Genomic DNA, 25,880 nt, shown 5'->3' with positions numbered 1-25,880 from the left:
TCGCGTTTTTCAGATTTTTATTATGTAAGCATTCCGCCATCCACATTCAGTGTCTGTCCTGTTACATAGGCAGCCATGTCCGAAGCCAGGAATACACAGGCATTCGCTACATCTTCAGGCGTACCGCCGCGCTTCAACGGAATCGCTTCGGCCCAGCCCTTAACCACGTCTTCAGGCAGCTTGCCGGTCATTTCGGTCTCAATGAAGCCCGGTGCAATAGCGTTGCAGCGGATGTTCCTTGAACCCAGTTCCAGCGCTACCGACTTTGTAAACCCGATCACGCCGGCCTTTGAAGCCGCATAGTTGGTCTGCCCGGCATTGCCTTTCACACCCACTACCGAGCTCATGTTGATGATCGACCCGCTGCGTGCCTTGAGCATCGTGCGCTGTACGGCCTTGGTCATGTTGAAAACCGATTTCAGGTTCACCTCGATCACTTTGTCGAAATCTTCTTCCGATATCCTCATCAGGAGGTTATCCTTGGTGATACCGGCATTATTGATAAGTATATCCACAGTACCGAAAGTCGCCACAACATCGTCAACCAGCTTCTGTGCCTCGTTGAAATCGGCCGCGTTGCTTTGGTAGCCTTTCGCCGATATGCCGTATCCTTTTAGTTCTTCCTCCAGTGCCTGTGCCGCCTCAACCGAAGCGCTGTATGTAAATGCCACATTGGCACCGTGCTGTGCGAAAACAACAGCAATGCCACGGCCTATGCCCCTGCTCGCGCCGGTTATGATAGCCGTTTTTCCTTGTAATAGTTTCATGTTTGTTACGTTAGTTTTGTCTGTAAGAACAGCAAATATAATAAGAGTATATTTAATTTACCTATATAGGGATGTTAGATTTCCTGATAAACTTACGAGTTAAATCTTTTCAGACCTTACCCCCAACCCCTCTCCAAAGGAGAGGGGAGTCGGATGCCGACAATAAAATCGTTACAAGACTCACTGTAACGATAAGAATTAGTAATTTATATCCACAGCTTCCGCTCGAGTGAAGCTTGCCCCTCTCCTTTGGAGAGGGGTTGGGGTGAGGTTAAACATTAAAAAACCTGACAGGTTTTTAACATGTCAGGTTAATCATAGTTATAAAACTCCTGTAGTTACTCCGCAGTTTCTTCTTTTTTGTCCGGGAACATCAACGATGCGATAACCGAAAGCACCAATACACCGCCAACCACCATCAACGAATGGATGGATTCGATATGGAATATGGGTGCGATGACCATTTTCACGCCGATGAACGACAGGATAATGGCAAGGCCGTATTTTAATTTGCTGAACAGGTGGATAAAGTTCGCCAACAGGAAGTACAGCGCCCTTAGCCCCAGTATCGCAAAAATGTTCGATGTATACAGGATGAACGGGTCGTCCGGTGCAATGGCGAAGATAGCCGGGATCGAATCCACTGCGAAAAGAAGATCGGTAAACTCGATAACCCCCACTACCACCAATAGCGGCGTGGCCAGTTTTTTACCGTTCTCAATGGTAAAGAATTTATCCTTATCGTAGTTTTTGCTTACTTTAAAGAACTTGTGCACTACCCTTGCGCCGGGACTTGTGTTGAAGTCTTTTTCCTCATCGTCATCATCATCGGCAAACCATGATTTGATACCTGCATAGATCAGGAAGATACCGAACAGCGTCATTACCACATTGATCTTCACATCGTAACCAAAAATGTTCATCTCCGGTAGATAGGTAAGCTTGATAAGCCCTACGCCGCTGAAAATGAATACCGCACGAAGCACCAGCGCTCCAATGATACCCCAGAACAGTACTTTGTGGTGGTTCTCTTTCGGTACATTAAAAAAGCCGAATACGAGTATGAATACAAAAAGGTTATCTACCGATAGGGCTTTTTCAATCCAGTACGCCGATTGGAACTGTGAAAACTTTTCAAGGGCCAGTTCCGGCGATTCAGCACTAAATACCCAGTAGATTACCCCGCTGAATACCATTGATAAAGAAATCCATACGAGGGACCAGATAATGGCCTCTTTGTTTGTAACGGCATGGCTCTTCTTATTGAAAACGCCAAGGTCAAGCAAAAGCATGATGATGACCACTACCGCAAAACCGGCTATCAGTCCCGGGTGGTTAAAAAAACTGTCTGTCTGCATCTCAAATGTTAGTGTTAATTGTTATTATTAGTAATGGTGATCAGTGCAAGCCTGCCTCCTTCCTGCGAAGATAGCAGTATTTTCTTTCCGTTCGTCAGTTCCACCATCGATCCTGTCGGAACGTCTTTTCCTTCGGTCACATCCTTCATGTGTTCCAGTTTTTGGTTTACAAACACCCACTTGCCTTCAAAAAAAGTAAAATACCCTACCGGGATCTTCTCCCTCGGGTCGAGCCTTTCGTTTCGCACAATATTGCGGTTCACGTGCCAGTTGAAAAGGTACTGGTTGTTGTACACCATCAGCCTTTGGTTGTCCGGCTTCCATACGCCGGGGCTAAATTCGTAATAAAAATCGAGCATTGGCAATGTTCCCTGATGCTTTGTGCCACAAAACGGGCATTTCGGCGCGCTCGAGTTGTCGAATACATACCATTGCTGGGAGCAATTGGCGTTTTCGCATTTCTGCATCAGGTCTACCGTTTTCAGCAGTACCTGTTCCCAGGCCTCGGCAGGCGGGCGCAGTTGCGGGTCGTGCAGCCCCTCAATAAACGCACGGTTAAACATCTCCGTCAGGTATGGTCCTGTAATGGTATACGGCAATGCATTAATGTCCGCCCATGGCATGTCCCATTTCGAGAAGCGGTTGGGTTTTGGCCTGTTGGTCTGGTCGGTCGGGTGCTCAATGAACAGCGCCTTCTCCCCCATCGACAGCAGGTCGTCTTTTTCGGTGTCCAGGTCATGCACTTTCCCGCCCTTCAGCGGATGGCGGTGCAGCAGGAACATGTATATCAGTACCGGAAGCGCGTGCAGGTCGGTCAGCCTGCTGGGCAATTTCCGGTTAGGGTCATTCTTGTCCAGATGCTTTGTTGCCAAAACTTCGGGTGCGATGAATTCGGCTGTACCGATCACTTCCGCGGGGAATAGTCCCGGCACTACCAACCCGTCCAGGTCGATCATGCAGGCTGCTTTCTCCACAGGGTCAATCAGTACGTTGTTGTAGGAAAGGTCAGAGTGCGCCAAACCCATCGCGTGCATTTTCTTTACGCCGCGCACCAGGTTCACGCATATCTGGAAATAGCTCAGCCAGTTGCCCAGCTCCGATTTGGCCACCCTGAGCGGGAACTGCTCATTCCGGAACTTCGCGGCGGCAAACCATTTCCCATTCTTTTCCTTGCCTTTGATAAGGTCACCCGTTTCATGGCCTTTGGCAAAAAAGAACTTGCCTTTGTAAGCAGGTACGATGATGCCCGTCAGCCCCTGATAATCGACAACATCCGTTGGCCAGCGGAACACCTCTTCAAGGTAATAGTCCGCGGCCTCCTTATTCTTAATCTGGGGCAGGTAGTAGCTGGTAATGCGCTTGAGGCGCTCCTTTTGGTTATCGTCGAGCTTATCGCGGAAAAACGCCACCACATACGACTTATCCGGGCTGAAGTACACATCCTTCATCCCGCCGCGCATCGGCTCGCCGTTATCGACAAGCTCATAGGTTTTATTGGGGTCGTTCACCGAACGTACAGTCCTTATTTCCATTTATACTTTTAAAATGTGGCTCCGATCAGGCCACATGTTGAAAACAATTTAACCACATAGGTACATAGCCTATGTTTCTCAATATACATTATTGTCCATCAATCAGGACACATACGTTTGAAGCTTTGCTTCATTCTATGTATGACTATTCAAATGTAATGCCTGCTTAACTTTTTAGCCGCACAAAAAGCCTATGTCACTATGTGGTTAAAAAAGTTCAAGCGTACAAAGCCATAAACAAATCAACACATCAACAAATGAACTTAAAATAAAATCGCCAGCGTCCGGTCATCATGGTTGCCGGGACTCCAGAAATCCATCCATTCGGCAAGCCTGTCCCGTATGTCATCATTGCCTCTCCTCATGCCAGGCAACGCTTCTCTGCTTTTTCGTTCAAGGTCAAGGTCTTCAAAAAAGCGCTGCCACCTTTCTATTTTATCAAGGTTGGCCTCCACTTCAAATTTCGGGTCGTATATCCCGTCAGTCATTAGTACAAAATAAGAGAAATCCGTTACCATTTCAAAGGTAAATCGTTCCTCAAAATCGTCCGCCCTGAAAATTTCGGGCATCGTCACAAAGCGTGTCCCGCCGCCAAATTCGCCCACATCCAGCTTGTTCATCAGGGTCACTCCCGTCATGTCTTTATTTACCAAAGCCATCGGGCAGTCGCCAATGCTGAACGTCATGAAAACCGATCCCTGCGGATAGTGCTTCACTAATGCAAAAACCAGCGTGGCATGAAAGCTATTCAGGGGCATCTCCGCCTCACGCGAAAAGTTCTCTATTTCTTCAAAGGCATGGTTTGCTGCCCCCAAGAGGTATGGCAGTGCCAGCTCCTTTATTTTCTCTTTGGCATTCGCCGAAACCGCTTCGTCTATCGCTGCAGACTGTGTTGCAGTAAACCTGTGCTTCAGGTAATATACCACCGCATTGCAGGCAATCTCCGAACCTTTACGGCCTGCCAGTGCCGAACCCGCCCCGTCTGAAACCGCGATCACGCTCCAGCCGTTTTCCAGTTCGGCATAGTCGTAATCATCATCGCGGTAGCCACCGGTATTGGCGTGCGACCTGCCGCGGCGCGATGCCACCACAAGGGTTTTCCCGCCCAGCTGCACGGTCTCGGCAACGTTATCGGGTTTGGCATACAGCCCATTGGCATCGCTGGGAATATCCTTCCATAGGGACTTCGGGTCGGCATTGACGATGATGGAAAGCTTTTTGACATTAGGCTCAGCGCCTTCGTCCTCGCCTTCAAAATTGTAGGCAAATTCAAGCGTAATGTCGCCTGCCTGTTCCGGTGTACCGGATATGGTTCCGGATGCCGCGTCATATTCCAACCCCGTGCTTTCAAAGCCGGTAAGCGTATGAAAGGTAAGGTCGGTGAGATTCAACGCTTCAAAATCGAACACGGCAGTGTATGGCTTGCCTGCCATCCCGTTGGGGAAAGTAATGTATTGCCCGGCTATCTCCAGCCGCCTTGCCCTGATCTCCCAAGCCTGTGTCATTTGTATCTGTAATTGCCTTATGAGACTTACGTTTTTAATATTTTCTTCCCGCGCGGCAAACTCAAGGAATTCCTTTTCAAATTGCTGCGGACTGTGTATGCCCTGATTGCCCAGGAGCGTAAAAATGTATTTTTGGATGTCGTTCATTACCCCTGCGCCCTGCCTATGTTGAAGCCGCCGTTATTACCGCCGCCAGAGGTATACCGGCCCTGCGAACCACACCAGGGGCAGGTGCTTACTTCCTCATCTCCTATGCAATGGATTTTGCGGCATGAGCATACAGCCAGTCCGTACTGGTTGCCGCAGCACGGGCACGTAGGTGCGCCTATCAGCTCTTCGCTGCTCACGTTGTTCTCGTAGGATTTGTCGGCCAGCTCGTAATACGAGTTATCCACAGGATAGGCCCCCATGAGCCTGAAGGCGCGGGTCTCGAAGTTCATCCCACCGAAATTAGAAGGCTGCGAGACCTTGCCATACTTCATCAGGTACGGGCGCTTGGTGTTTTGGCATTGTGCCGCGAATACCACAAAGTTATCGTCAACATACCCTCCGCGGTCATAGTCGCCAGGCTTGCTCAGGTCGATTTTCGATATGGTCTCATCGTCCGTTTTGGCCAGCTCAAAGCCTGTAGAATTATTCTCAACGCTGATGCTGCTCGTCTTGATGGAATCGGTAACCCACCTGAAGAACTCCTTATACGACTGCGCGCTGGTGTTCTTAAAGTGCATTACGTCGTTGCTCAGCTCGCCCAGCAGCCTCATGTCGGTCTCATCCCCAAAGGAAATGGCAACCATGTTGGCCGTGCGCGCCCAGTTCTGCTTCCATTCGGCAATGGCCGCAGAGGTGTCATCGGTAGGAACGCCGTCCGTAAACAGGAACACGATGGGTTTCCAGTCGCCTTTCTGCTCGTAGGTCGTCTTTACGATATTGCTCCGCAGTTCGTACATCAGGTGCCCCAGGCCCTTACTCAGGGAGGTGCCGCTACCAATGGGAAACTTCGGCGGGTAAAAACTCACGATCTCCTGTAGCGGAACCAGTGTTTTGGCCTGCCCGGCAAACACAATGATGGAAACCCATACGGTTTCCAGCGCATGCGGGTCAGATTTTAATGCCTGTATAATGGTGGCAAGCCCCTCCTCCACTTGCTGGATGGGTTCGCCTACCATGGACTCAGAAATATCAATCAAAAAATATATCGGTAGCCTTCTCATGATTTTAAATTTTGTCCTCGTGTCATTTCGAACGCAGCTTGCGGAGAGAGAAATCTCGATCAATTTTTGAGTTTTCTCCTATCGTCGAAACCTAACGAAGTGGTTCGACACAGTCAAATGACAAATCAGCACGTTAAAAACAAAACGGATTATTAAAAATTAAATAACAACGGTAATCTCGTCCGGTGGCGGCGGGAGGCGGTTTTCCTCACCCGTTCCCTGGCTCCTGTTGCCCTGCTCTATGGTTTCGGACACCCATTTGAAGAAGGTCTTCAGGGTCTGGCTGTCAGCCGAATCAAGGTGTACCACATTATCTGTAAGCTCCCTGAGCATGGCATCGTTGGCTAAATGCCCGGCCGCACAGCCCACCACAGCACCAAAGTTATACGCACGCACTTTCGGAGTCATTTCACGGTACAGCTGTACATCCGAAGGCTTGCCGTCGGTAAATACGAACAGTAGCGGTTTCCAGTCGCCTTTTTGGGTCTCTGAACTTTTAATGATGTCCTGCTCCACTTTATTAAGCACAAACTCAAGCGCGGCACCGGTATTGGTCGGGCCGCTTTGCGGACAGGTAATCTCAGGCAGGCGGAACTGCACGAGCTCCGTAAGCGGAACGACTTCCTTCACCTCACGGTCGAATGTGATGATGCTGAGCCATAGCGAATCAAGCGCCTGCGCATCGCTGCGAAGGGTATTTACCATCCCGCTGAGGGCGTTATTCAGGGCATGTATGGGTTCGCCGTACATGGATCCCGATGTATCAAGCAAAAAATAAACCGGTAATCTTCTCATAGTCGGTGTATTAGTTCCTTGGAACGTTATAGGGAGATTGGCTGTCGCCCTGCGGCTGCGTATTGTATGAAACGGTGCCGTTGATATTGTATGTAGATGTATTCGCTTCCGGATCGTTCTGTATCAATTCGCTCATCACGGCCTGCGTAACATCCTTGCCTCCGCTAAACTGGTTGTACATGGCGCCAATGGTATAGATAGGACCCCAGGGGATGCCCCACCAGCCCAATACGCCATTGACAGCCACATGCTTGTAGGAGTACCTGAAAGTACCCTCGCCCGGCCTTATGAAATAGATGGACGACGGCCTTTTAAAAGTTGCAAGCACAATTGAGATTGTATAGGGAAAATAAACGAACTTCCCACCCTGGCCTACCATTTCCCTGATCTCGGAAACGCGAAGGCCTTCAATATTTTTTACCTTCATGGCTTACAGGTAGGACTGAACGATCCTTTTGATGGTCTGCCCGAGGAATACATCTTCTGTAGGGTCGCCTATCGCGCTGAATTTCCACTCACCGTTCCTTTTATAAAGCTTGCCCATGATGATCGATTGCTTGCCTGCATATTGCCCTTCGGCAGAAACGTTATAGGAAGCAAATACCGAGTTCACCCTTGTAGGCGTCCCTTCGTACATCCTGATCTTTGAGTAAGGTATCTGTGAGAAATCCTCACGCCCGGCATTGTTCAGGAAGAAAAATATCTGGCTTACGTTCGGATTAATGCGGGTAAGGTCTACAGTAATGATTTCGTTGTCAAGGCCGTCATCACCACCGGTATCACCCTGGAGGTCGTCGCCGGTGTGCTTCAGCGCATTGTCTACCGATACCAGCTTGCCTTTAGGAAGGCCAAATTGCTGCAGTACCTCAACACGGTAAAGCGGAGAGTACAGGTGGTCGCAGATATTGTTTTGCTCATCGATCATGATGCAGCTAAGGTCAAGATCGATATTGGTTACTTTTTTGCCAAGGCCAAGAAAACCGCCTTTCGTCTCGATAGCGCCCCAGTTTACACCCACGCAGAAGTTAGTAAGGCTTTCGCCCGAAGTTTTCCTAAGGTCGATCTTCTGACCTTTAGTTAAATTAATTGCCATTTGTATTATGTTTTATTGGTTGATAATAGCATTGTTATTACATAGGTTCCCAAGCGGGAATATTCTTTTAAACACCGTTAGAGACGTTGCATGCAACGTCTGCCATAATTTTATGAAACAGACGTAGCAATGCTACGTCTCTACATCGTAATTAATTGTATTTACCCAAAAAGTCCTGCAGGCCGCCTTTCATGCCGTTACCTACAGCCTCGAATTTCCATTCGTCATTCCTTTTATATATGCGGCCAAACTCCACTGCTGTCTCAATTGAAAAATCCTCATCCAGCTCATATTTAACAAGCTCAGTACCGTTGGTATCCACGATCCTGATGAACGAGTTGCGTATCTGCCCAAAGTTCTGCCTCCTGTCGGCCGCTTTGTGGATAGTTACCACGAAGCATATCTCAGCCACATCAGCGGAAATTTTCGAAAGGTCTACGTTTACCGTCTCGTCGTCGCCTGCACCTTCGCCGGTTAGGTTATCGCCAGTATGTACGACTGCGCCATCCGGGGATGACAGGTTATTATAGAAAACAAAATGGCTGTCGCTTACCAGCTTGCCGTTTGCTCCCAAAATGAATACCGACCCGTCGATGTCATAGGCTTCACCGCTGCCGGTGTTAGCGTCCCATCCAAGACCCACGGTAAACTTCGGGGCCGCTATATTTTGTCTTTGTCCTTTTTCTAAATTAATTGCCATTGTTTTATTGTAATTGGTTGGTTATTTCGAATTAATATTAATGTTAAGCATTGCCCTTAAAATGTTGGTCTGCTCGTCTACGTTTTGCAGCTCATCGAGGAAATCCACTCCCGAGATCTTCTCCAGGTAGCCTTCCAGCACTTCCTCCACATCCGGGGGAAGGAATGTTTTTACCGTTGCCTGCTTTTCCCTGAGCGCATCGGTCTTAGCCTTCAGGTCGAATATAATCCTGCTCTTTGACGAAAGGTTCTTCGACAGGTCAAATCCTTTGGCCGTTTCACTGTCCAGGAAATAAAATGACTTGGCGCTGGCTATGAAAATGAACTTGTCATTCGAATCCATAAAATCAAACACCTCGATAATTTCATTCCCGTGTACCAGACCGCAGGCAAACTTTACCCTGAATCGGTTAATGTTCAGCCGGCCGAGGAGTTTTTTCTCAATACTGGCAAACTCATTGCGGTAGGCGCTGCGGGAGTCCATTTCGGTCAGTTCCAAAAACTGCGACGCATCGATTTCCCGATAAAATTCCCCTGCCCTTTTAGCGGCAAAAAGCATAATGTCGCCCCAGCCGAAAATCGCCTGCTCACCCGAAGCCAGCATGTTATACAACTGCTTCAATTTGGCAGCCATATTGGCCGAATGGTCCCTGACTTCGGCAGTGAAGTCAACAGCAACCGACTCGCTTTCAAGCTTGCGTACCAAATCATCATTTATGTAAATTTCGTCCGAAATCAGTAAATATTGCTGCTCTTTTGACTTTTTCAGCTTTTGGAACAGGTCGATGAGGCTGCTTGTGTACTGCACATGGAACAACTCCAGCTTGTGCGGGTCGAGGTTCCTGTTCGTATCAAACAGGTTATGTATCACCTGAGTACGGATAAAAACGGCAAAGAGGTCCTTGTGGCTAAAAAAATTTGATAGTGTTTTTAAAACCCTGAGCCTCTTGCTGCTGTCTTTAATTATCTGTACATATATTTCGTCCTGCTCCTGCGTCATCTACATTAAAATCTTCCGCTCATTTAGCTTACCACATTCTTCTTCAGCTCGGCCTCCAGGTTTTGCAGCCCGGCATCGAGTTCCCTTCGTGTCTGGGATCCCTGCTCGTGTATCTGCTTCACTTCAGCAAGCGTATCTATAAGCGATTTTGTTGTTTCCCTAAGCGTTTCAAGCGATACGATCGTGTTTTCATTCTCCCTTGCTACTTCTATGCTGTTCTGCTGAAGCATTTCAGCATTTTTCCTGAGGATGGTATTGGTCGTTTCCGATACCTTGCGCTGCACCTCAATATTCTGCCTCTGCCTTTGCAATGCTACTGCAAGCGTAAGCTGGTTTTTCCAAACCGGCATGGTGGTAGTCAGTATCGACTGCGCCTTTTCGGCCAATGAGGTGTTGTTGTTTTGTACTACCCGTATTTGCGCCAGCGACTGTATCAGGATAAAGCGAACCACCTTCATGTCGGCCAGCCTCTTGTCGAGCCTGTTAATGAAGGTACGCTTGTCCGAAATTTCATAATCTTGGTACTGAGATGGATTGGCCTCCATTTGTGCCAGCTCCTCATTCAGTTCCTTGTATCGGATCTGCCCTGCGATGATGAACTTCTCAATTTCCTTAATAAGCTGCACGTTGCCGTCGAACATGGTTTGAAGCGAGGTATTGTCTTTAACCGAATTGATCATCCCGGCTTTTACCTTGTTGCTTATCCTGTCTACATTGGCAGTGATCTTGTCGTATTTCTGGAACAGCTTCTTTACATCAGTCACCATCTTGCTCAGCAAAGGTATCTTCGAAATGAAACGCTGAAACGCATTTTGGTTCAGCTCATCTACGTCAATGTAGTTTAGCTCAGCCAAAAGCTCGTTGATAAGCGTGCCCACATCTCCTGCCTGCTGCGCCCTTACATTGCTTAAGAACGTATCGCTCTGCTTGGATATGGTGTTTTGTATTTCGGCGCCATAGTTCAGTATGGAGTTGGCATCGCGCTCATCCAACTGGTTGGCAATCGGCCTGTAATCGGCCATTTGCTGTTCGGTTATAGCAGCGAGGTTTACATTACCTTCCTTATCCATTGGCCCCGAAAGGGCTGTTACCGTAACTTCATTATTTTCCATTGTTTTGGTATTACAGGTGGTTTTGCTGTATCGTAACCACGGTTTCTTCAAGTTTCCTGTCGCGTGTAGGAACGCCTACCGCATTGAATTTCCAATCGCCATTCCTTTTGTAGAATACACCCAGTACCATCGACACACTGCCTTCAAAGGCTTTATCGTTAGCAATGTCATATTTGGCAAATACCTCCTGCACGCGGGTTGGAGTACCCTCATAAATCCTGATGGAAGCGAAAGGTATGTCCTTAAAGTCCTGCCCGCGGAAACTGTTGATGAAAAAGCCAAGGTAGTGTGCATTCGGTGAAAGTCTCGAAAGATCTACTGTAATTACTTCATTGTCCAACCCGTCATCACCGTTAAGGTCGCCCGTAAGGTCGTCACCGCTGTGGCGGATTGCCTGGTCGTTGCTCTTCAGCTGCCTGAAGCTCACGGTGTCAATTACCCTTTTATTTTCGTCGTATACGGCACAGCTTGCATCAAGGTCTACCGGTTCTTTTTTTGTACCAAATAATCCTTTTTTCTCAATAGCGCCCCAGTTGATGCCCACGCAGATGTTCTGCAATTTGGAACCGTTACTCTTCTCGAGGTTAATGCGCTGTCCTTTTTCTAAGTTTATAGCCATTGGTTTATATTTTGTTCTCGACTTCGCTCGAACTGACAACGGTGCAAAATAACAATTACGTTAAATAACATGTTTATCGTTGCCACATCGTGTGAAGTCAGGATACTTTATTAGTTATACTTATTCAAATATTCCTGAAGGCCGCCACGCTGGCCAACGCCTACCGCTTCAAATTTCCATTCGTTATTCCTCTTGTAGATACGGCCAAATTCCACGGCAGTCTCTATAGAGAAATCTTCTTCCAACTCATATTTTACGAGCTCGGTGCCGTTGGCATCTACAATGCGTACAAAGGAGTTCCTCACCTGCCCGAAGTTTTGCTTGCGCGTTTCGGCATCGTGAATTGTAACTACAATGCATATTTCAGTAGCCCTTGGGTCAATTTTAGAAAGGTCTACATTAATCGACTCATCATCTCCGTCACCATCACCGGTAAGGTTATCGCCTGTGTGCTGTACAGCCTCATCAGGAGAAGTAAGATTATTATAAAATACAAAGAATTCATCGGCAACAAGCTTGCGGTTCTCGCCCATGATGAATACGGATGCATCAAGGTCGAATGCCGCTCCTGTTGATGATGTGTTGGTGTCCCAGCCGAGGCCTATTGTGAATTTAGGTGCATTTAGCGTTTCACGCTGGCCTTTCTGTAAATTGATAGCCATAACTATTCGTATTTTTATTGGTTAAACTGTGGTTAATATTATCAAGATTGGTTTTATACTCATCAATAGTGTGGTAGTTGTTACTTACCGCAAGGGCAAACAGCTTCTGCCGCATTTTTTTGTTCATGGAGGATAAAAGTAGCGAAAAATCGTTTTCCTCCAACTTCAAAATATATTTTACGATGCGTGTATTGAACTCAAATGAAGGGGAGCCGCTTACCTCCATGAGGCTTTGTACATCTTTCACAAAGAAATAATTGTAGTAGTTTTCTATATTGGGATGGATGTCTTTGTTTACCAGTTCGGCATAGTAAAGGAATACAAAAGTCCCCTCTACCTCGTACTGGTTGAGTATTTTTTTCACAATGTGCTCATGGCTGCCGGTTATCTTGATATCATCCAGCAGGAGGCACAGCTTGTTGCCTATGTAATTCCTGTCGATGTAATAGGTATCGTTGCCAATCAGCTTTACCCGCTCGGCATAGTCAAGGTTACCATAATCGGTGGTATAGGTCTGGTTGCGGTAGATCTTTGATTCCGATACCGCCTTCCTGCCATTCTCATACAGAAAATGGTTGATGCGTAATTTAAAATAATGGCACAGGAAGTTGGAAGCCGTAGGTATGGCGTGGTACGGGCTTGGCAGGATCACAATTTCGTTATGCGAAAGGATCAGGTCCTTGTGCTGCGCAATGAAGCCTTCGAAGAGCTCATCGGCAAATTTTTCGGCATAGGCATTGTCGCCGAACTTGAACCTGCTGTATTCAGCCTCACTGAATGGGCAACTGATCGTATCGGTAATTTTATGCAGGCTGTAGGTGTGGTTCATTAATTGGGGTATTGATTAATAAATAGGCATTGAAGCCAAAAGCAAGTGCACCATTGTAGTCAGAAACTTTATTATCTCCCACATGAAGGACTTGCGATTTTTCGATATTGCCAATTTTCCTGATTTCATCATAGGCCAATTGATACATCTGCGGCGCTGGCTTGGAAAAGCCCGTCTCGTCAGAATATAGCTGGAAAGAGAAGTACCTGTCCAATCCATGATGTGCAATGACCTTGCGTAAGGCGCTCCCCTTGATGAAGGCGGTATTGCTCAGGATGTTCATTGTAATGCCTTCCGAATGAAGCTTCTCAAATAAAGACGGAATATAATCGTGCAGCAGCACCGGCTTATATTGCATTAGCAGGTCTTCGGTAAGGGTGTAGAATTCACCAAGGTGAGTTCGATCAAAAAAAGCTATATCGATACCAAGGTGGTCCAGTATAAGATAGTAGATCTCGAAAGTATCGAAGTTTTTTCCTGCCTTTTCATTGATGCTGTTGGTAAGTATATCAAATTTACGGATTGCGGCAGCAACCACGTCAATCGGCTTATCGATATTGAAGTACTCTTTGAATAAGAGGTTCCTCCTGTTCTTAAATTCGGGATTTGACTTTATCAGTGTGAGCCACAGGTCAAAAGATATGTGTTTGTATTTATATAGTTCCGGTATCCGCTCCATCTAATTATAACATTTCGATATATAAACGATGGTAAATATAAAAATTTAATCTTTTTACAACAATTTAAAATACGATTTACGGGGGTTAAGCGAAATAATTTAACTTTACGGTAATCAAAAATCAATGAAAATGAAATCAACTATACTCGGGTTACGAACAGTGGGCTACAAAGTAAGCAACCTTCAAAAGGCAAAGGAATGGTATGCTCTGGCTTTCCAAACCGAACCTTATTTTGACGAACCCTTTTATGTGGGATTCAACATAGCAGGATATGAACTTGGCCTGCAGCCGGATGAAGCTGTGACAGGCGACAACATCGTAACCTATTGGGGAGTAGAAGACATTGAAGCAGAATATCAGCGTTTCCTGAGCCTGGGCGCTACGGAGCATGAAGCACCTCAAAACGTGGGCGGCGAAATCGTAGTGGCCTCGGTAAAAGATGAATGGGGCAATATCATCGGATTGATTTACAATCCTGAATTCAAATTACCTTAATGAAGCTAAAGCCCGTTACCCGTTTTACCGCTGACAGCAAAGAGATCATCGTTCGCGAAGCAACGGAGGAAGATGCACTGGCCCTCATTGAACTCAAGAAAAGTTATATTAAGGATACCCGCTCCATTCCGCTGTATGAGTTTGAATACAGGAACGACATTGCCATGGAAAAGGACCTGATAAAACGTTTCCGTAACGAAGAGAATAGCCTGCTGCTCGTGGCCGAACACGGCAACCAACTCATTGGCAACATAGATCTGTCCGGCAACCAGAGAAAGAAGCTTTTCCATACCGGTATGATAGGAATGGGCATTGCGCACGAATGGCAAAACCGAAAAATCGGACGCTTCCTTATAGAAACTTTGATGAGTTGGGCACAGGAAAGCTCACCACTGAAAATCATTTGGCTGGAGGTTTATTCAACTAATACGGGCGGAAGGAAGCTATATTCCAATTTAGGATTCAGGGAATGCGGTATCATTGAAAACTTTTTTGGAGATGACAGCCCTGCCGATAAAATAACAATGGTGAAATATTTATGATCAAATCAATATTACTTGTCGGATTGGGCGGCGCGATAGGCAGCATACTGCGTTACCTTTCGGCGATGCTTGTCAATAAATATTGGCACAGTACTTTTCCGCTTGCTACATTCCTCATCAATATGCTGGGCTGCCTTTTGATTGGGGTCTTTATGGCCATTATTGAAAAACAGCCTGGCATCAGCGATAATTTCAGGTTACTTTTTGTTACAGGTTTTTGCGGCGGCTTTACTACCTACTCTGCTTTTGCTTACGAAAATACCACGCTCATGACCAGTGGCCAAACCCTCATCGCTTTTGCTTACATAGCCGCAAGTGTGCTTGCAGGGCTCCTGTTTGTGTGGCTGGGTATAATGCTGGGCAGATGGTTTTAAATTTCATTACACAAAATTACCTTTTCACTGCAAAACAGGTGTTTAAGTATTAAAATTTTACTAAAAACGGTTTGCAAATATTTCCTTATATGTAATTTTACCTCAGGAAATGGCTGATTGATTAACAAATCGCCAAAAATTGCAACCTTTAAAATTATACACCATGAAATTGCTTAAATTTTTACTCGCAGCGTTAGCCGGATTCGGAATTGTCAAGTTAGTCGGTTATGTTACCGAAGCAGAGCTTGAAGAAGGTGTAGAGTATGATATTTATGATGAAGAGGACCACCCGCTTTTTGTATAATGATTAGCGATCCGGCCCTATAGCATTCGATCTTTTCCGTAAAGCAGCTTCTGTTCATTTGCTTTACCAAAATAATATTGACCTGATCCTCCGCAAAAATGCGGAGGATTTTTTTTAATACTAGAAGGATTAAAAAATCCTAAGTGGAGGTATATGTGGTTTAGCTTTTATTCCCGAATAAATGGTACGATTGCCAATAACTTTAACATCCATACTGCCTTTTGCCAACTATACTATAACGTTGCGTTAATTCCTTGTTACAATCACCAAATTTAAGATAACCTTAGCAGACACAGCGATTTACAATACCTAACTTAGTAAAAGAATTCAGGACATAACATTAATTATAAATGGAAAAAGCCATGGAAACGACACATCACGCATCGAACTGCACAAGGGAAAAAGGCTGCATCGATCACAATGATTCAGCTGGCACCAAGCCAAACAGGAATAATTATGAACCTGCAATGTACAGCTCTTATAAGCAAAATTTTACACTGGTGCCCAACAACCATCCGGAAGCTGCAGAAAGGCTGCTGCACCCGGACAAAGGAGAATTGAATAACTAAAACATAATATCATGATACAATCAGATAACAGGGAGTATATTCCGGGAGAACAAGGCAGTGAGCCCGGAACCCCGGCGCCTCAGCACAACATGGGAAAAGGCTATGAGGAAAAAGCTAATGTAAGCCGTAATAATGCAGAAAATATGGCTGAAAACGAAAGACGGAACCTGAATCCCGACCAGGAAAAAAGAGCAGGCAGCCGTGACAGGAAAGATAAATAATCGATTCACAATATTCACTAATTCTAATTTATACAGCTATGAGTAACAAAAAGTTAATTATAGGGATTGCAGCCGGAGTTGCAGCCCTTGCAGTAGTAGGCATTATCCTTAAAAGAAAAGGATATCTTGACGGAGTAATCAGCAAAGCGGAAGAACTTGGAAGCGACCTTGCAGACAAGTACAATACCGTTAAGGAAACTGCAAAAAAGAAATTTGACGAGGTAGTGCAAAAAGGTGGTGAAATTGCCGATAAGGTAACCAACCATGCTGCTGACACAGCTTCTAAAGCCAGCACCAGCACTCCCACACCTGCAACAGGCAGGGCATAATTAGTTCCGTATGGAAAATGAGAATAAAGGCGCCAAATAAAACATTGGGGCCTTTATTTTTTTAAATTTATATCCTAAACAGTCCAATGCCATGAAAACATATGCCATAATCATAATAACCATACTGGGCATAGCCATAGGCTGTGGTGCAAAAAATGACGCCCTATACCCTGCCAACGCAAATGCTAATGCAACAGAAACAGGTATTGCGGGTACTGCAAACGACACTGTACGTATTGCGAACGACTCATTAGAGTATGAAATCATCATTATCGATCCCGGATTTAACAGCTGGCTCGTTTCGAGGGCACGCCAGCGCGGTTATTACGGACAGCCTTATCTGGAAAACAAAAACCGCCTCTGGGTCATGGAGTGGAACAGCCGCGTACTGCAGGCACAACGCTACGGAAACCTTTACCAAATGCGCATTGAATATGATTCGAACATTGACTATGGTTACGAAGTGAATTACCTGCTTTATAATTATTTGGTCTATTTCCAGATAAGTAACAACCAAAAGCTCGGAGGTGTTGTCCCATTCCCATAAAACCGGTATATTTGCCTCAGCAAGGCCAACATGGAAAAACTAAAAAAACGCTGGGGAATAACAAGCAACTACCAACTGGTGGTTGTTTTTATTGTATTTGCTGTCACCGGGTCGTCATCAGCTCTGGTTTCAAAACCAATATTGGCCTATTTTGGCTTTACAAAAGACCTGCTTTCGCCATGGCTATACTGGCCACTCTACCTCATCCTTATCTTTCCAATATACCAGGTTTTGCTGGTTTTTTTCGGCTTCATTTCGGGGCAGTTCAAATTCTTTTGGGCCTTTGAAAAAAGGATGCTGAAATCTTTAGGGTTTGGTTTTCTTTTTAAAGGCTGATTTTACTTTTTTTATTCTTTTTTGTAACCTTCGTGTCTATTTGCCAAACGCCAACCAATCACAAAATATTGAAAACAAGCTGTTTGTAAATTTTATTTCAAAAAATTTCAAAATAAATTTGGAAATTAAAAACATTGTCACCTACATTTGCAGCAAGTTCTTTAAAAAACATTCTTATCCAGAAAGACCGAGGGAATTGACCCTATGACGTCTTGGCAACCTGTCGCGTTTTGCGTGATAAGGTGCCACATTCAACCCCTGCATTGCGGGAAAGATAAGCTTAGAAAATAGTAGATAATACATCAAAATATTATATGCTCTTCTGACTTATCGGGAGGGCATTTTTTGTTTTAATGCCCTTTCGATAGACTGGTTTAGGATTTTTTTACGGACGAGAAAAAAGTTAAACATCTAAATCAGAGAAAAAATGAAAGAGCAGACCCAAATTTTACACAGCATTCCCGTAGACCCTTTAACAGGAAGCATCTCCACCCCTATTTACCAGACATCGACATTTGTGCAGGGCGCACCCGGCGTACACAAAGGTTTTGACTATGCACGCAGCAACAACCCAACCCGCAAAGTGCTTGAGGATACCATTGCCAAACTGGAAAACGGTACCAGCGGTTATGCCTTTGCCAGCGGCCTTGCTGCCATAGATGCGGTAATAAAATTGCTGGAGGCCGGCGATGAGGTAATTGCAGTGGATGACATTTACGGTGGGGCCTTCCGGCTGTTTACCCACATATACCAAAAATTCGGCATCAGCATAAAGTATGTGGATACGACTAATGCTGCCAACGTAGCAGATGCCATAACAGCTAAAACGAAACTCATCTGGATTGAATCGCCTACCAACCCGACGCTGAAAATATCCGACATTGCCGCGATAGCAGAAATTGCAAAGGCAAACAACGTGCTGCTGTGCGTAGACAATACCTTTGCGTCGCCGGCATCGCAAAAACCGATTAACCTTGGCGCGGACATCGTGATACACAGCGCTACCAAATACATTTCCGGCCACAGCGACCTTATCGCAGGATTGGTGGTTACATCAACACAGGAACTGGGCGACAAGATAAAGTTCATCCAGAATGCATCAGGAGCCATATTAGGGCCATTCGACAGCTGGCTGGTGATACGCGGAATCGAAACACTTACCCTCAGAATCAGGCAACACTCGGAAAATGCACAAAAAATCGCTGAATTCCTTTTGGAAGAAAAGCTCATTAAAAATGTATATTACCCCGGACTGCCCACCCACCACAACCATGAGGTGGCCAAAAAGCAGCAGAAGTACTTTGGCGGCGTGATTGCGTTTGACCTTGTGGTAGATGATAAAAAACTGGCTTCGCAGATCGTTTCCTCAACCAAATTATTCAAGCTGGCCGAAAGCCTTGGCGGCGTTAAGAGCCTGTGTTGCCTGCCATGCGAAATGACCCATAAATCTATTCCTGCAGAAAAGCGCTACCAGTCAGGTGTAACTGACAGCCTAATCCGCCTCTCTGTTGGCCTTGAAGATGCCGACGATCTTATAGCGGACCTGAAGCAGGCTTTTGCCCTTGCATTCGCCGAAAATACCATAGCCGATTCTGTAACAGTCTAACATAGCACCAATGTCAAGAAAAAATTTAAATATCGGATTGTTTGGGTTCGGCTGTGTCGGACTCGGCCTTTATGAAGTACTGCAAAAAACACCTACACTTCAGGCCAACATTAAAAACATCTGTGTAAAGGACCGTGATAAAAAAAGGGCAATCGGCAAGGAGCATTTTACCTTTGATAAAAACGATATACTGCACGATGAAAGCATCAATGTGGTCGTTGAACTCATTGATGATGCAGATGCCGCTTTTGAAATCGTTTCGGCTGCATTGAAAAAAGGCAAGGCAGTGGTATCAGCCAATAAAAAAATGATCGCTGAGCATTTTACCGAACTCCTTGAACTGCAAAAAGAATACAATGTGCCATTGCTTTATGAAGCTGCCTGCTGTGCCAGCATGCCTATAATCCGTAACCTTGAGGAATATTACGACAATGACCTGCTCGAATCGATCGAGGGCATTGTGAATGGTTCGACAAATTACATCCTGACCAAGACATTCAGCGAGAACCTTTCCTATGATGAGGCCCTGTTGCAAGCCCAGGAAAAAGGCTTCGCCGAAAGCAACCCAATACTTGATACCGGTGGTTTTGATGCCAAGTACAAGCTGACCATACTGCTTGCCCATGCGTTTGGGCACGTTGCAAAACCAAAAGACATTTTTAACATAGGCATTGACGGCGTAGGGGAACTTGAACTTAAATATGCCCGTGAAAAAAATCTGAAGATAAAGCTTATAGCCCAGGCATTCAAAAATGAAACCGGCAGTATCTCTGCTTTTGTGATTCCAAAATTCGTCACACCGGATGACCGCCTGTTCAATGTAGACGATGTCTTTAACGGCGTGATCACAAAGACAAGTTTTGCCGATACGCATTTCTTTGTAGGGCGCGGTGCAGGTTCACTGCCAACAGCCTCGGCAGTACTCTCAGACATTTCAGCGCTGAGCTACGATTACCGCTACGAATACAAGAAGATATACCGCGAGGAAGACACTGCCCTTACCAATGAAGCATTGCTAAAAGTACTTCTTCGCCATAAGAAATCGGACGCCCCTGCCCTGAAACATTATTTTGAAGAAGTTGAGGAGTCCTATAGCAATGCTGATTCCGGATACATTACAGGCACTATCACCCTCAATAACCTCATTGCTATACAGGCCGGAAATACAGGTGACAGGTCGTTTATCCTTATCAATGTAGAAAAGGAAACGACTGTAGGAAAAGCTTTTGCATTGGCTGAATAAACAACAACTACTGACCCGCAACTTTTTTATTCCTCCCTAAATCCCAAACGCTGTAATGGTGTTTGGGATTTTTTTACCTCACCCTGCCCTCTCCAAAGGACAGGGAGGGGTTTGGCTCAAGCGTACTTACTGTTAATTTCAAGGGAACCTAAAATCCTGATATTTCACAAGATTAGAATTTGGAGCTTGTTATTTGGAATTTTTCATCCTTACCCCCGCCTTCACCTCAACCTGAAGGTCATTTTGCTTTGGCGGAATCGGGCACGAGTAGCCGTGATTGTAAGCACAGTAGGGGTTGTAAGCCGTATTAAAGTCAATGTTCATGGTATCACCCTGTGGTATTTTCAGGTCGATGTACCTCCCGCCGCCGTAACTCCCGTTACCGGAAGTAAGATCGGTAAAGGCCAGGAACAGGTAGTCTTTATATTCGTCCAACTTAGAGAGGTCAATGCTCTGCAATACGTCAAGTTTGCATTTTTTACCTTTAAGCGTAAAATGAAGTTCTCCATACTTTACGTACATCGGCTTCCTGCTTCCCGTGGTAGGCATTTTGAATGGCTTTTCATCTGGCGTACGTACCAACTTAGCCTCAACACAATAACTAAGGTCAACCGGATAAAAATCGAGAGATTCAAAAGCCGCAAGATCCTCTTTCAGTAACGGTGACTTTTTGGGGTCGGCATACTCTTCATTCAGGTTTTGCTGGTACTTTTTGGAATTTTCAACAGAGCATTCCTGGGCATTTGTATATAAGCAAACTGTAATCGCAAAAGCGGTAAGGATAATTTTCATATTTGATATTTTTACAAAAGTACGGAATATTGGCTTCTTTAAAGTATTCACCAGACGTTCACTCTCCTTTGAGAATCTCTGAGGATAACTATTATATCATGTAAGAATTATTGCCTAAAATTACATAGCACTAAAAGGATTTGTACCTTTGAAGCAAAACAAACCCAACCATGTTCCGGCAGGCCATTTCACGCTATATCAATAACTTCCGCGGTTTTCGCAGGGAGATATGGATATTGGCAATCATTACCTTCATCAACCGTGCAGGTACCATGGTGCTGCCTTTCCTCTCCAAATACCTGAAAGAAAACCTGCACTTTAGTTATAGCCAGGTAGGCACTGTAATGGTATGCTTCGGCCTTGGGTCGCTGCTGGGTTCATGGCTCGGCGGAAAGCTGTCAGACAAGATAGGCTTTTATAAAATAATGGTATTCAGCCTGTTTACCAGCGGGCTAATGTTCTTTGTGATACAGCATATCACTTCATTTGAAGGGCTTTGCATCGCAATGTTCAGCATCATGGTCATTGCCGATATGTTTCGCCCGGCCATGTTCGTTTCGGTAAGTACCTATGCGAAGCCTGAAAACCGTACCCGTGCCATGACACTCGTAAGGCTGGCCGTAAACCTTGGCTTTGCAGCGGGGCCTGCAATGGGAGGGCTTATCATTGTGGCCATAGGCTACAAAGGCTTGTTTTGGATTGATGGTGCATCCTGTATCATATCCATCCTCATCTTCCGCCTTTTGGTAAAGGAAAAAGAGAAAGTAGCCTCACCGGAAACCTTTACCGACGAAACAGCTAACACACGCACATTAAGGAACGACAAACTTTTCTGGCTGTTCCTGTTTTGCAGTTTTGCTACTGCCATGGTCTTCTTCCAGCTCTTCACCACGCTCCCGCTCTACCACAGGGAACAATATGGGCTTACGGAATTCCACACCGGGCTATTGATGTCATTCAACGGCTTGATGGTTTTCGCTCTCGAAATGCCGCTTGTAAGCATTTTCGAAAGAAAACACGTACCTAAACTCAGGGTTGTGGGCTGGGGCGCATTCCTTGTAGCGCTAAGCTACCTGGTACTCATCTATGATGGCTGGATAGGCATGCTCATCATCAGCATAATTTTTGTTACGTTCGGCGAAATGTTCAACTTCCCCTTCTCAAACTCCTTTGCTTTTGGCCGTGCGCCACGCGGGCAGGAAGGGCTGTACATGGGCTGGTACACCATGATGTTCAGCCTTGCCCACATTGCCAGCGCCAAACTGGGCATGACCATCATCGGCAAATGGGGCTACAATGCTAACTGGCTTTTCATGGGGCTTTTCGGTGTATTTTCTTTTGTGTGCTGTATCGTGCTACAAAGGCTTCTGCTGAAAAAAGAAAGCTAATACAAATCTATTTGAATAAAATTTTATTTAATTTAGTAGCATAAGCTTAAACTACTTATGAAACTTTCCATAATCTTTTTTATAGCAATCATTATACAATCTTGCAATCGATCTGAAAAATCGCATAATAGTGAAACTTCGGCTATAAAGCAACATCAAACCGATACAATTAAGGTTTCAAATAAAAATTCAAAACACGTCGTTTTCACTCCTGAAAGAGAAACGGAAATCAAAAAAGACAGTCTTTCAAGGATTAAAAAGGCATTCCCATATATGCTCAAACATTCATTTGGCCAATATAAAGCAGCCGTCTTTTCAGGGAAACCAGCATCGCCAAACTTTAACAGCAATCCTTATGCCGATGATCCGGAATACGTAGCATTCATAACACAAGGCTGTAAGCGTGGAATAAATTTTGGTGGACATTACACTATTTTCGAGAAGGGATGCGGTACGTTTTGCCAACAACTCTTTATAGTTGATCGGAGTAATGGTAAAATATTTACGGATCCAATAGGCCTTAAGCAACAAGATGGTTATTATGGTTTTACTTATAAAAAAGACAGTTTTTTACTGATTGCAAACTCGACATCACTAATAGACGCATCAAATGATGAAATGGATGAATTTTCTACGTCACTTAAACCGGAAATATTCAGGTGGACAGATGAAAAATTTATCCAAATAGAATAATTAGGTTGGTATCCCTGAGCGATTTTATTTATCCGCACAATAAAAAACGACATTTTTAGTTTTTAAACTATAAAAATAGTTGCGTAACTAAAAAAATAGTTTTAGTTTTGGATCATACAAATTCGAAATCATGCAAAAACTGACCAATAAAGAAGAAGAGATCATGCACATACTATGGAAGCTGGAAAAAGCTTTCGTAAAAGATGTGCTGGAGGAAATAAAGGATGATAAGCCACACTACAACACGCTATCTACTATCATCCGAAACCTTGAGGATAAAAAGTATGTAGGCCACAATGCATACGGCAACACGCACCAGTACTTTCCTGTTGTGACCAGGGAAGAATACAGGAAGGGTTTTATGAATACCGCTATTGAAAACTATTTCAATAACTCTTATAAGAGCATGGTATCCTTCTTTGCGAAGGAAGAGAAAATCAGCGCCGCCGAGCTCCGTGAAATACTTGACATGATCGAAAACAGGAAATGATATGGAAAATTTTATCATCTACATGGCTAAGGCATGCGGGTTAATTGCCCTGTTTTTTATTGCATACCATGCTTTGCTTAAAAAAGAAACTTTTTTCAACTCCAACAGGTGGTTCCTGTTGGCAGGATTGTTTACAGCAGCAGCCATGCCCCTGCTGGTATACACGAAAACAATATGGGTAGACCCTGCGCCTTTTGCCGAAACCGCCTCGCGCACGGTAACTCTGGAGCAATTGATGCTGTATAAACAGTATCAGGAGCAACTCACCGCCGGGGCCATTTCGCAACCCGAAACCATAACCATCAACTGGTTTGATGTATTGGGGGGCATCTATCTGGCAGGAGTGGCACTTTTTGCCATACGCTTTGTACTCGATTTTTTAGCCATAAGGCGTATACTGGGCGGCAACATCGTTGTAAAAGACGGCCGTTTCAGGCTCATCGACTCGGAAAAAGCACAGTCGCCATTCTCGTTCTTTAATTATATAGTGTTCAATTCGGCACAGCTGAAACAGGAAGAGCTGGAAGGCATTATAATACATGAAAAAGTACACAGCAGCCAGAAGCATAGCCTTGACATGATTATCAGCCAGTTGTTTTGCATCGCCTTCTGGTTCAACCCACTGATGTGGATGTACAAAAAATCAATTTCGCAAAATCTTGAGTTCATCGCCGATGCAGGCGCTATAAAACTCATGGAGGACAAGCAGGCCTACCAAAAGACATTACTCAAAATTACAGTACAGCCTGACTGCATTAACCTTACCAATCATTTTTATCAATCATTAATCAAAAAACGTATAGTTATGTTAAACAAAAAACGATCAAAAAGCCTAAACTCATGGAAGTATGCCACTATGCTTCCGCTCCTGGCCGCCTTCATGCTGGTGTTTCAGGTAAAAACTGTGGCACAGGAAAAACAATCGGTTAAACAGGCTGTTAAATTGGCTGACACGCAGGTAAAGTTTGCCATTGAGATTAATAAAGACACCCAGGACGATGAGCTTGAGCAAAGCAAACAACTCATAAAAGATGAGTACAATGCCGATGTAAACTATGAAAACGTAACCAGAAACCTCGACAAAGAGATAACGGGGATTAAAGTTACCGTAAAAGACAAAGGCCAGTCGCAGGTATACGAAGTAGCAGGCCACCAGCCTATCGCTCCGTTTACCATTGAAATCGAAAAAGGCAACTCAGGCCGCAACACCATTACTTTCGGCAATAGCCTTGGGCAGGGAAATTTTGTAAGGGCACAGGCATTCCGGATCGACTCTGACGGCGACTTTGAAGATTTTAAAAAAGACAGCACACGAGTACAAAAGCATAAAATTATTAAATCGTATGGCATGAATAGCGACATGATGCCTCAAATGCCACAAATGCCAGCATCACCTGAAGGCCATTGGTCTGTGAACAGCCTGAAAATTGGCGATACCGACATGCTTATCGTAATCAATGGCGTGAAGCAGAAAAAAGGCAATCCTATAAAGTTGCCATTGGGCCAGGAAATAGCCGAACTAAACATGCTAAAAGGGAAAGAAGCTAAAAAGAAATACGGGAAAGAAGGAAAAGAAGGCGCTGTGGAAATTATCACTAAAGCCACCGGACCGTTCCAGATGAAAATAGGCCCCGAAATGCACAGCTTCGTTATGCCTGAGGGTAGCATGGATTTTAACTTCGACATGCCGATGGATTTTGACATCAGGATTGAAGACTTTCCAAATATGCAGCAATTTATGGGAATAATAAAAGATGGCGACTTCCAGTTTTCAGGAACCTTTGACTCTGAAACCATAGAACAGTTGAGAAAACATGCAGAGGATATGAAAGCGCAGGGATTTGAAAAATTCCGTAATAAGGAAATGGCCGAAGAAGACCAGAAAGCAGCTAAGGAAGAACTGGAAAAGGCTAAAAAAGAAATTGAAGAGTCGCGCAAGGAACTCGAGCAATCAAGGAAAGAACTTGAAAAAGCGAGGAAGCAGCTTAACAAAAAGGCATAAATATTTAGGGTTAGTTATGTTAAATATGAGGTCGCCGCAAGGCGGCCTTAATTTTTTTTGCGACAACAAATAACAATTTATTATGAG

General features: G+C 44.9%; 31 protein-coding genes and 1 riboswitch. Of the genes, 15 read left to right on the top strand and 16 right to left on the bottom strand.

The genetic code is table 11. From position 1 onward, the window contains the following. Positions 1-20 precede the first annotated feature (20 nt). From fabG to OGH69_RS02090, 15 genes are all read right to left on the bottom strand, one after another. Positions 21-767 (bottom strand): 3-oxoacyl-[acyl-carrier-protein] reductase, encoded by a 747-nt coding sequence (gene fabG, locus OGH69_RS02160; protein ID WP_265172793.1) that lies wholly within the window; start codon positions 765-767, stop codon positions 21-23. Between the two features lie 338 nt (positions 768-1,105). Next, positions 1,106-2,125: a TerC/Alx family metal homeostasis membrane protein gene (locus OGH69_RS02155; protein WP_265172792.1), complete on the bottom strand. Its 1,020-nt coding sequence runs from the start codon at positions 2,123-2,125 to the stop codon at positions 1,106-1,108. 14 nt (positions 2,126-2,139) lie between these two features. Further along, a complete protein-coding gene (locus OGH69_RS02150) occupies positions 2,140-3,657 on the bottom strand; it encodes a helix-hairpin-helix domain-containing protein (RefSeq protein ID WP_265172791.1) in 1,518 nt (505 codons plus the stop codon). A 263-nt stretch (positions 3,658-3,920) separates the two neighbouring features. Next, entirely contained in the window at positions 3,921-5,309 is a 1,389-nt protein-coding gene (locus OGH69_RS02145; protein ID WP_265172790.1) for a PP2C family serine/threonine-protein phosphatase, read from the bottom strand. Next, the gene (locus OGH69_RS02140; protein WP_265172789.1) at positions 5,309-6,373 is read right to left on the bottom strand and encodes a TerY-C metal binding domain-containing protein; all 1,065 of its coding nucleotides are present in this window, start codon (positions 6,371-6,373) and stop codon (positions 5,309-5,311) included. Before OGH69_RS02140 ends, OGH69_RS02145 begins: the two co-directional genes overlap by 1 nt. Positions 6,374-6,532: 159 nt before the next feature. Continuing rightward, on the bottom strand, positions 6,533-7,168 hold the full coding sequence (locus OGH69_RS02135; protein WP_265172788.1) for a vWA domain-containing protein: 636 nt from the start codon (positions 7,166-7,168) through the stop codon (positions 6,533-6,535). 10 nt (positions 7,169-7,178) lie between these two features. After that, positions 7,179-7,595, bottom strand: coding sequence for a hypothetical protein (locus OGH69_RS02130; RefSeq protein ID WP_265172787.1), 417 nt, complete (start codon positions 7,593-7,595; stop codon positions 7,179-7,181). 3 nt (positions 7,596-7,598) lie between these two features. Continuing rightward, positions 7,599-8,261, bottom strand: coding sequence for a TerD family protein (locus OGH69_RS02125; RefSeq protein WP_265172786.1), 663 nt, complete (start codon positions 8,259-8,261; stop codon positions 7,599-7,601). A 151-nt stretch (positions 8,262-8,412) separates the two neighbouring features. Beyond that, on the bottom strand, positions 8,413-8,961 hold the full coding sequence (locus OGH69_RS02120) for a TerD family protein (protein WP_265172785.1): 549 nt from the start codon (positions 8,959-8,961) through the stop codon (positions 8,413-8,415). A 21-nt stretch (positions 8,962-8,982) separates the two neighbouring features. Then, on the bottom strand, positions 8,983-9,960 hold the full coding sequence (locus OGH69_RS02115; protein ID WP_265172784.1) for a hypothetical protein: 978 nt from the start codon (positions 9,958-9,960) through the stop codon (positions 8,983-8,985). Positions 9,961-9,983: 23 nt separating this feature from the next. Next, on the bottom strand, positions 9,984-11,072 hold the full coding sequence (locus tag OGH69_RS02110; RefSeq protein ID WP_265172783.1) for a toxic anion resistance protein: 1,089 nt from the start codon (positions 11,070-11,072) through the stop codon (positions 9,984-9,986). 10 nt (positions 11,073-11,082) lie between these two features. Next, the gene (locus OGH69_RS02105) at positions 11,083-11,691 is read right to left on the bottom strand and encodes a TerD family protein (protein ID WP_265172782.1); all 609 of its coding nucleotides are present in this window, start codon (positions 11,689-11,691) and stop codon (positions 11,083-11,085) included. A 110-nt stretch (positions 11,692-11,801) separates the two neighbouring features. Then, complete coding sequence (locus OGH69_RS02100; RefSeq protein ID WP_265172781.1) at positions 11,802-12,353, bottom strand: TerD family protein; 552 nt, start codon at positions 12,351-12,353, stop codon at positions 11,802-11,804. Then, the gene (locus tag OGH69_RS02095) at positions 12,322-13,182 is read right to left on the bottom strand and encodes a phosphoribosyltransferase family protein (RefSeq protein WP_265172780.1); all 861 of its coding nucleotides are present in this window, start codon (positions 13,180-13,182) and stop codon (positions 12,322-12,324) included. Before OGH69_RS02095 ends, OGH69_RS02100 begins: the two co-directional genes overlap by 32 nt. Next, positions 13,157-13,861 (bottom strand): HAD family hydrolase, encoded by a 705-nt coding sequence (locus OGH69_RS02090; protein WP_265172779.1) that lies wholly within the window; start codon positions 13,859-13,861, stop codon positions 13,157-13,159. Before OGH69_RS02090 ends, OGH69_RS02095 begins: the two co-directional genes overlap by 26 nt. 130 nt (positions 13,862-13,991) lie before the next feature. On the opposite strand from OGH69_RS02090, the gene OGH69_RS02085 reads away from it, so the two are divergent. The 11 genes from OGH69_RS02085 to OGH69_RS02035 all read left to right on the top strand — a co-directional run bounded on the left by OGH69_RS02085 (position 13,992) and on the right by OGH69_RS02035 (position 20,428). Next, positions 13,992-14,357, top strand: coding sequence for a VOC family protein (locus tag OGH69_RS02085; RefSeq protein WP_265172778.1), 366 nt, complete (start codon positions 13,992-13,994; stop codon positions 14,355-14,357). Then, complete coding sequence (locus OGH69_RS02080; RefSeq protein ID WP_265172777.1) at positions 14,357-14,899, top strand: GNAT family N-acetyltransferase; 543 nt, start codon at positions 14,357-14,359, stop codon at positions 14,897-14,899. Before OGH69_RS02085 ends, OGH69_RS02080 begins: the two co-directional genes overlap by 1 nt. Then, positions 14,896-15,273, top strand: coding sequence for a fluoride efflux transporter CrcB (gene crcB / locus OGH69_RS02075; RefSeq protein ID WP_265172776.1), 378 nt, complete (start codon positions 14,896-14,898; stop codon positions 15,271-15,273). The genes OGH69_RS02080 and crcB overlap by 4 nt, the downstream gene beginning before the upstream one ends. Positions 15,274-15,436: 163 nt before the next feature. Beyond that, entirely contained in the window at positions 15,437-15,577 is a 141-nt protein-coding gene (locus OGH69_RS02070; protein WP_265172775.1) for a hypothetical protein, read from the top strand. Between the two features lie 362 nt (positions 15,578-15,939). After that, entirely contained in the window at positions 15,940-16,146 is a 207-nt protein-coding gene (locus OGH69_RS02065) for a hypothetical protein (protein ID WP_265172774.1), read from the top strand. 11 nt (positions 16,147-16,157) lie between these two features. Then, positions 16,158-16,367, top strand: coding sequence for a hypothetical protein (locus OGH69_RS02060; protein ID WP_265172773.1), 210 nt, complete (start codon positions 16,158-16,160; stop codon positions 16,365-16,367). Between the two features lie 38 nt (positions 16,368-16,405). Further along, positions 16,406-16,696 carry a hypothetical protein gene (locus tag OGH69_RS02055; RefSeq protein WP_265172772.1) on the top strand — a complete coding sequence of 97 codons (291 nt, stop codon included), beginning with the start codon at positions 16,406-16,408 and terminating at the stop codon, positions 16,694-16,696. Between the two features lie 91 nt (positions 16,697-16,787). Beyond that, a complete protein-coding gene (locus OGH69_RS02050) occupies positions 16,788-17,243 on the top strand; it encodes a DUF6146 family protein (protein ID WP_265172771.1) in 456 nt (151 codons plus the stop codon). A gap of 30 nt (positions 17,244-17,273) precedes the next feature. Beyond that, positions 17,274-17,579 (top strand): DUF6787 family protein, encoded by a 306-nt coding sequence (locus OGH69_RS02045; protein WP_265172770.1) that lies wholly within the window; start codon positions 17,274-17,276, stop codon positions 17,577-17,579. Positions 17,580-17,750: 171 nt separating this feature from the next. Next, positions 17,751-17,860: riboswitch (SAM riboswitch) on the top strand. Between the two features lie 146 nt (positions 17,861-18,006). Beyond that, on the top strand, positions 18,007-19,185 hold the full coding sequence (locus OGH69_RS02040; protein WP_265172769.1) for a trans-sulfuration enzyme family protein: 1,179 nt from the start codon (positions 18,007-18,009) through the stop codon (positions 19,183-19,185). 10 nt (positions 19,186-19,195) lie between these two features. Then, positions 19,196-20,428, top strand: a complete 1,233-nt coding sequence (locus OGH69_RS02035; protein ID WP_265172768.1) for a homoserine dehydrogenase — start codon at positions 19,196-19,198, stop codon at positions 20,426-20,428. 189 nt (positions 20,429-20,617) lie between these two features. Here OGH69_RS02035 and OGH69_RS02030 read toward each other — a convergent pair whose 3' ends face one another. Then, on the bottom strand, positions 20,618-21,220 hold the full coding sequence (locus tag OGH69_RS02030; RefSeq protein WP_265172767.1) for a DUF1684 domain-containing protein: 603 nt from the start codon (positions 21,218-21,220) through the stop codon (positions 20,618-20,620). A 170-nt stretch (positions 21,221-21,390) separates the two neighbouring features. On the opposite strand from OGH69_RS02030, the gene OGH69_RS02025 reads away from it, so the two are divergent. From OGH69_RS02025 to OGH69_RS02010, 4 genes are all read left to right on the top strand, one after another. After that, positions 21,391-22,608: an MDR family MFS transporter gene (locus OGH69_RS02025; RefSeq protein ID WP_265172766.1), complete on the top strand. Its 1,218-nt coding sequence runs from the start codon at positions 21,391-21,393 to the stop codon at positions 22,606-22,608. A 57-nt stretch (positions 22,609-22,665) separates the two neighbouring features. Beyond that, positions 22,666-23,301: a hypothetical protein gene (locus OGH69_RS02020; protein WP_265172765.1), complete on the top strand. Its 636-nt coding sequence runs from the start codon at positions 22,666-22,668 to the stop codon at positions 23,299-23,301. Positions 23,302-23,431: 130 nt separating this feature from the next. Next, positions 23,432-23,791 carry a BlaI/MecI/CopY family transcriptional regulator gene (locus OGH69_RS02015; protein ID WP_265172764.1) on the top strand — a complete coding sequence of 120 codons (360 nt, stop codon included), beginning with the start codon at positions 23,432-23,434 and terminating at the stop codon, positions 23,789-23,791. 1 nt (position 23,792) lies between these two features. Beyond that, a complete protein-coding gene (locus OGH69_RS02010; protein ID WP_265172763.1) occupies positions 23,793-25,793 on the top strand; it encodes a M56 family metallopeptidase in 2,001 nt (666 codons plus the stop codon). Positions 25,794-25,880: the final 87 nt, after the last annotated feature.

Source organism: Flavobacterium sp. MFBS3-15 (genome assembly GCF_026107645.2).
Taxonomy (GTDB): Bacteria; Bacteroidota; Bacteroidia; order Flavobacteriales; family Flavobacteriaceae; genus Flavobacterium.
Note: the sequence above shows the minus strand (reverse complement) of the source record. Positions and strands in the feature narration are given on the sequence as shown.

Coding starts and splice junctions, on each gene's coding strand:
- OGH69_RS02125 (WP_265172786.1), bottom strand. CDS start 8,261: ATGGCAATTAATTTAACTAAAGGTCAGAAGATCGACCTTAGGAAAACT.
- OGH69_RS02100 (WP_265172781.1), bottom strand. CDS start 12,353: ATGGCTATCAATTTACAGAAAGGCCAGCGTGAAACGCTAAATGCACCT.
- OGH69_RS02060 (WP_265172773.1), top strand. CDS start 16,158: ATGATACAATCAGATAACAGGGAGTATATTCCGGGAGAACAAGGCAGT.
- OGH69_RS02145 (WP_265172790.1), bottom strand. CDS start 5,309: ATGAACGACATCCAAAAATACATTTTTACGCTCCTGGGCAATCAGGGC.
- OGH69_RS02070 (WP_265172775.1), top strand. CDS start 15,437: ATGAAATTGCTTAAATTTTTACTCGCAGCGTTAGCCGGATTCGGAATT.
- OGH69_RS02090 (WP_265172779.1), bottom strand. CDS start 13,861: ATGGAGCGGATACCGGAACTATATAAATACAAACACATATCTTTTGAC.
- OGH69_RS02065 (WP_265172774.1), top strand. CDS start 15,940: ATGGAAACGACACATCACGCATCGAACTGCACAAGGGAAAAAGGCTGC.
- OGH69_RS02150 (WP_265172791.1), bottom strand. CDS start 3,657: ATGGAAATAAGGACTGTACGTTCGGTGAACGACCCCAATAAAACCTAT.
- crcB (WP_265172776.1), top strand. CDS start 14,896: ATGATCAAATCAATATTACTTGTCGGATTGGGCGGCGCGATAGGCAGC.
- OGH69_RS02095 (WP_265172780.1), bottom strand. CDS start 13,182: ATGAACCACACCTACAGCCTGCATAAAATTACCGATACGATCAGTTGC.
- OGH69_RS02105 (WP_265172782.1), bottom strand. CDS start 11,691: ATGGCTATAAACTTAGAAAAAGGACAGCGCATTAACCTCGAGAAGAGT.
- OGH69_RS02015 (WP_265172764.1), top strand. CDS start 23,432: ATGCAAAAACTGACCAATAAAGAAGAAGAGATCATGCACATACTATGG.
- OGH69_RS02040 (WP_265172769.1), top strand. CDS start 18,007: ATGAAAGAGCAGACCCAAATTTTACACAGCATTCCCGTAGACCCTTTA.
- OGH69_RS02050 (WP_265172771.1), top strand. CDS start 16,788: ATGAAAACATATGCCATAATCATAATAACCATACTGGGCATAGCCATA.
- OGH69_RS02130 (WP_265172787.1), bottom strand. CDS start 7,595: ATGAAGGTAAAAAATATTGAAGGCCTTCGCGTTTCCGAGATCAGGGAA.
- OGH69_RS02025 (WP_265172766.1), top strand. CDS start 21,391: ATGTTCCGGCAGGCCATTTCACGCTATATCAATAACTTCCGCGGTTTT.
- OGH69_RS02020 (WP_265172765.1), top strand. CDS start 22,666: ATGAAACTTTCCATAATCTTTTTTATAGCAATCATTATACAATCTTGC.
- OGH69_RS02035 (WP_265172768.1), top strand. CDS start 19,196: ATGTCAAGAAAAAATTTAAATATCGGATTGTTTGGGTTCGGCTGTGTC.
- OGH69_RS02115 (WP_265172784.1), bottom strand. CDS start 9,960: ATGACGCAGGAGCAGGACGAAATATATGTACAGATAATTAAAGACAGC.
- OGH69_RS02110 (WP_265172783.1), bottom strand. CDS start 11,072: ATGGAAAATAATGAAGTTACGGTAACAGCCCTTTCGGGGCCAATGGAT.
- OGH69_RS02010 (WP_265172763.1), top strand. CDS start 23,793: ATGGAAAATTTTATCATCTACATGGCTAAGGCATGCGGGTTAATTGCC.
- OGH69_RS02055 (WP_265172772.1), top strand. CDS start 16,406: ATGAGTAACAAAAAGTTAATTATAGGGATTGCAGCCGGAGTTGCAGCC.
- OGH69_RS02080 (WP_265172777.1), top strand. CDS start 14,357: ATGAAGCTAAAGCCCGTTACCCGTTTTACCGCTGACAGCAAAGAGATC.
- OGH69_RS02155 (WP_265172792.1), bottom strand. CDS start 2,125: ATGCAGACAGACAGTTTTTTTAACCACCCGGGACTGATAGCCGGTTTT.
- OGH69_RS02135 (WP_265172788.1), bottom strand. CDS start 7,168: ATGAGAAGATTACCGGTTTATTTTTTGCTTGATACATCGGGATCCATG.
- OGH69_RS02030 (WP_265172767.1), bottom strand. CDS start 21,220: ATGAAAATTATCCTTACCGCTTTTGCGATTACAGTTTGCTTATATACA.
- OGH69_RS02045 (WP_265172770.1), top strand. CDS start 17,274: ATGGAAAAACTAAAAAAACGCTGGGGAATAACAAGCAACTACCAACTG.
- OGH69_RS02140 (WP_265172789.1), bottom strand. CDS start 6,373: ATGAGAAGGCTACCGATATATTTTTTGATTGATATTTCTGAGTCCATG.
- OGH69_RS02120 (WP_265172785.1), bottom strand. CDS start 8,961: ATGGCAATTAATTTAGAAAAAGGACAAAGACAAAATATAGCGGCCCCG.
- OGH69_RS02085 (WP_265172778.1), top strand. CDS start 13,992: ATGAAATCAACTATACTCGGGTTACGAACAGTGGGCTACAAAGTAAGC.
- fabG (WP_265172793.1), bottom strand. CDS start 767: ATGAAACTATTACAAGGAAAAACGGCTATCATAACCGGCGCGAGCAGG.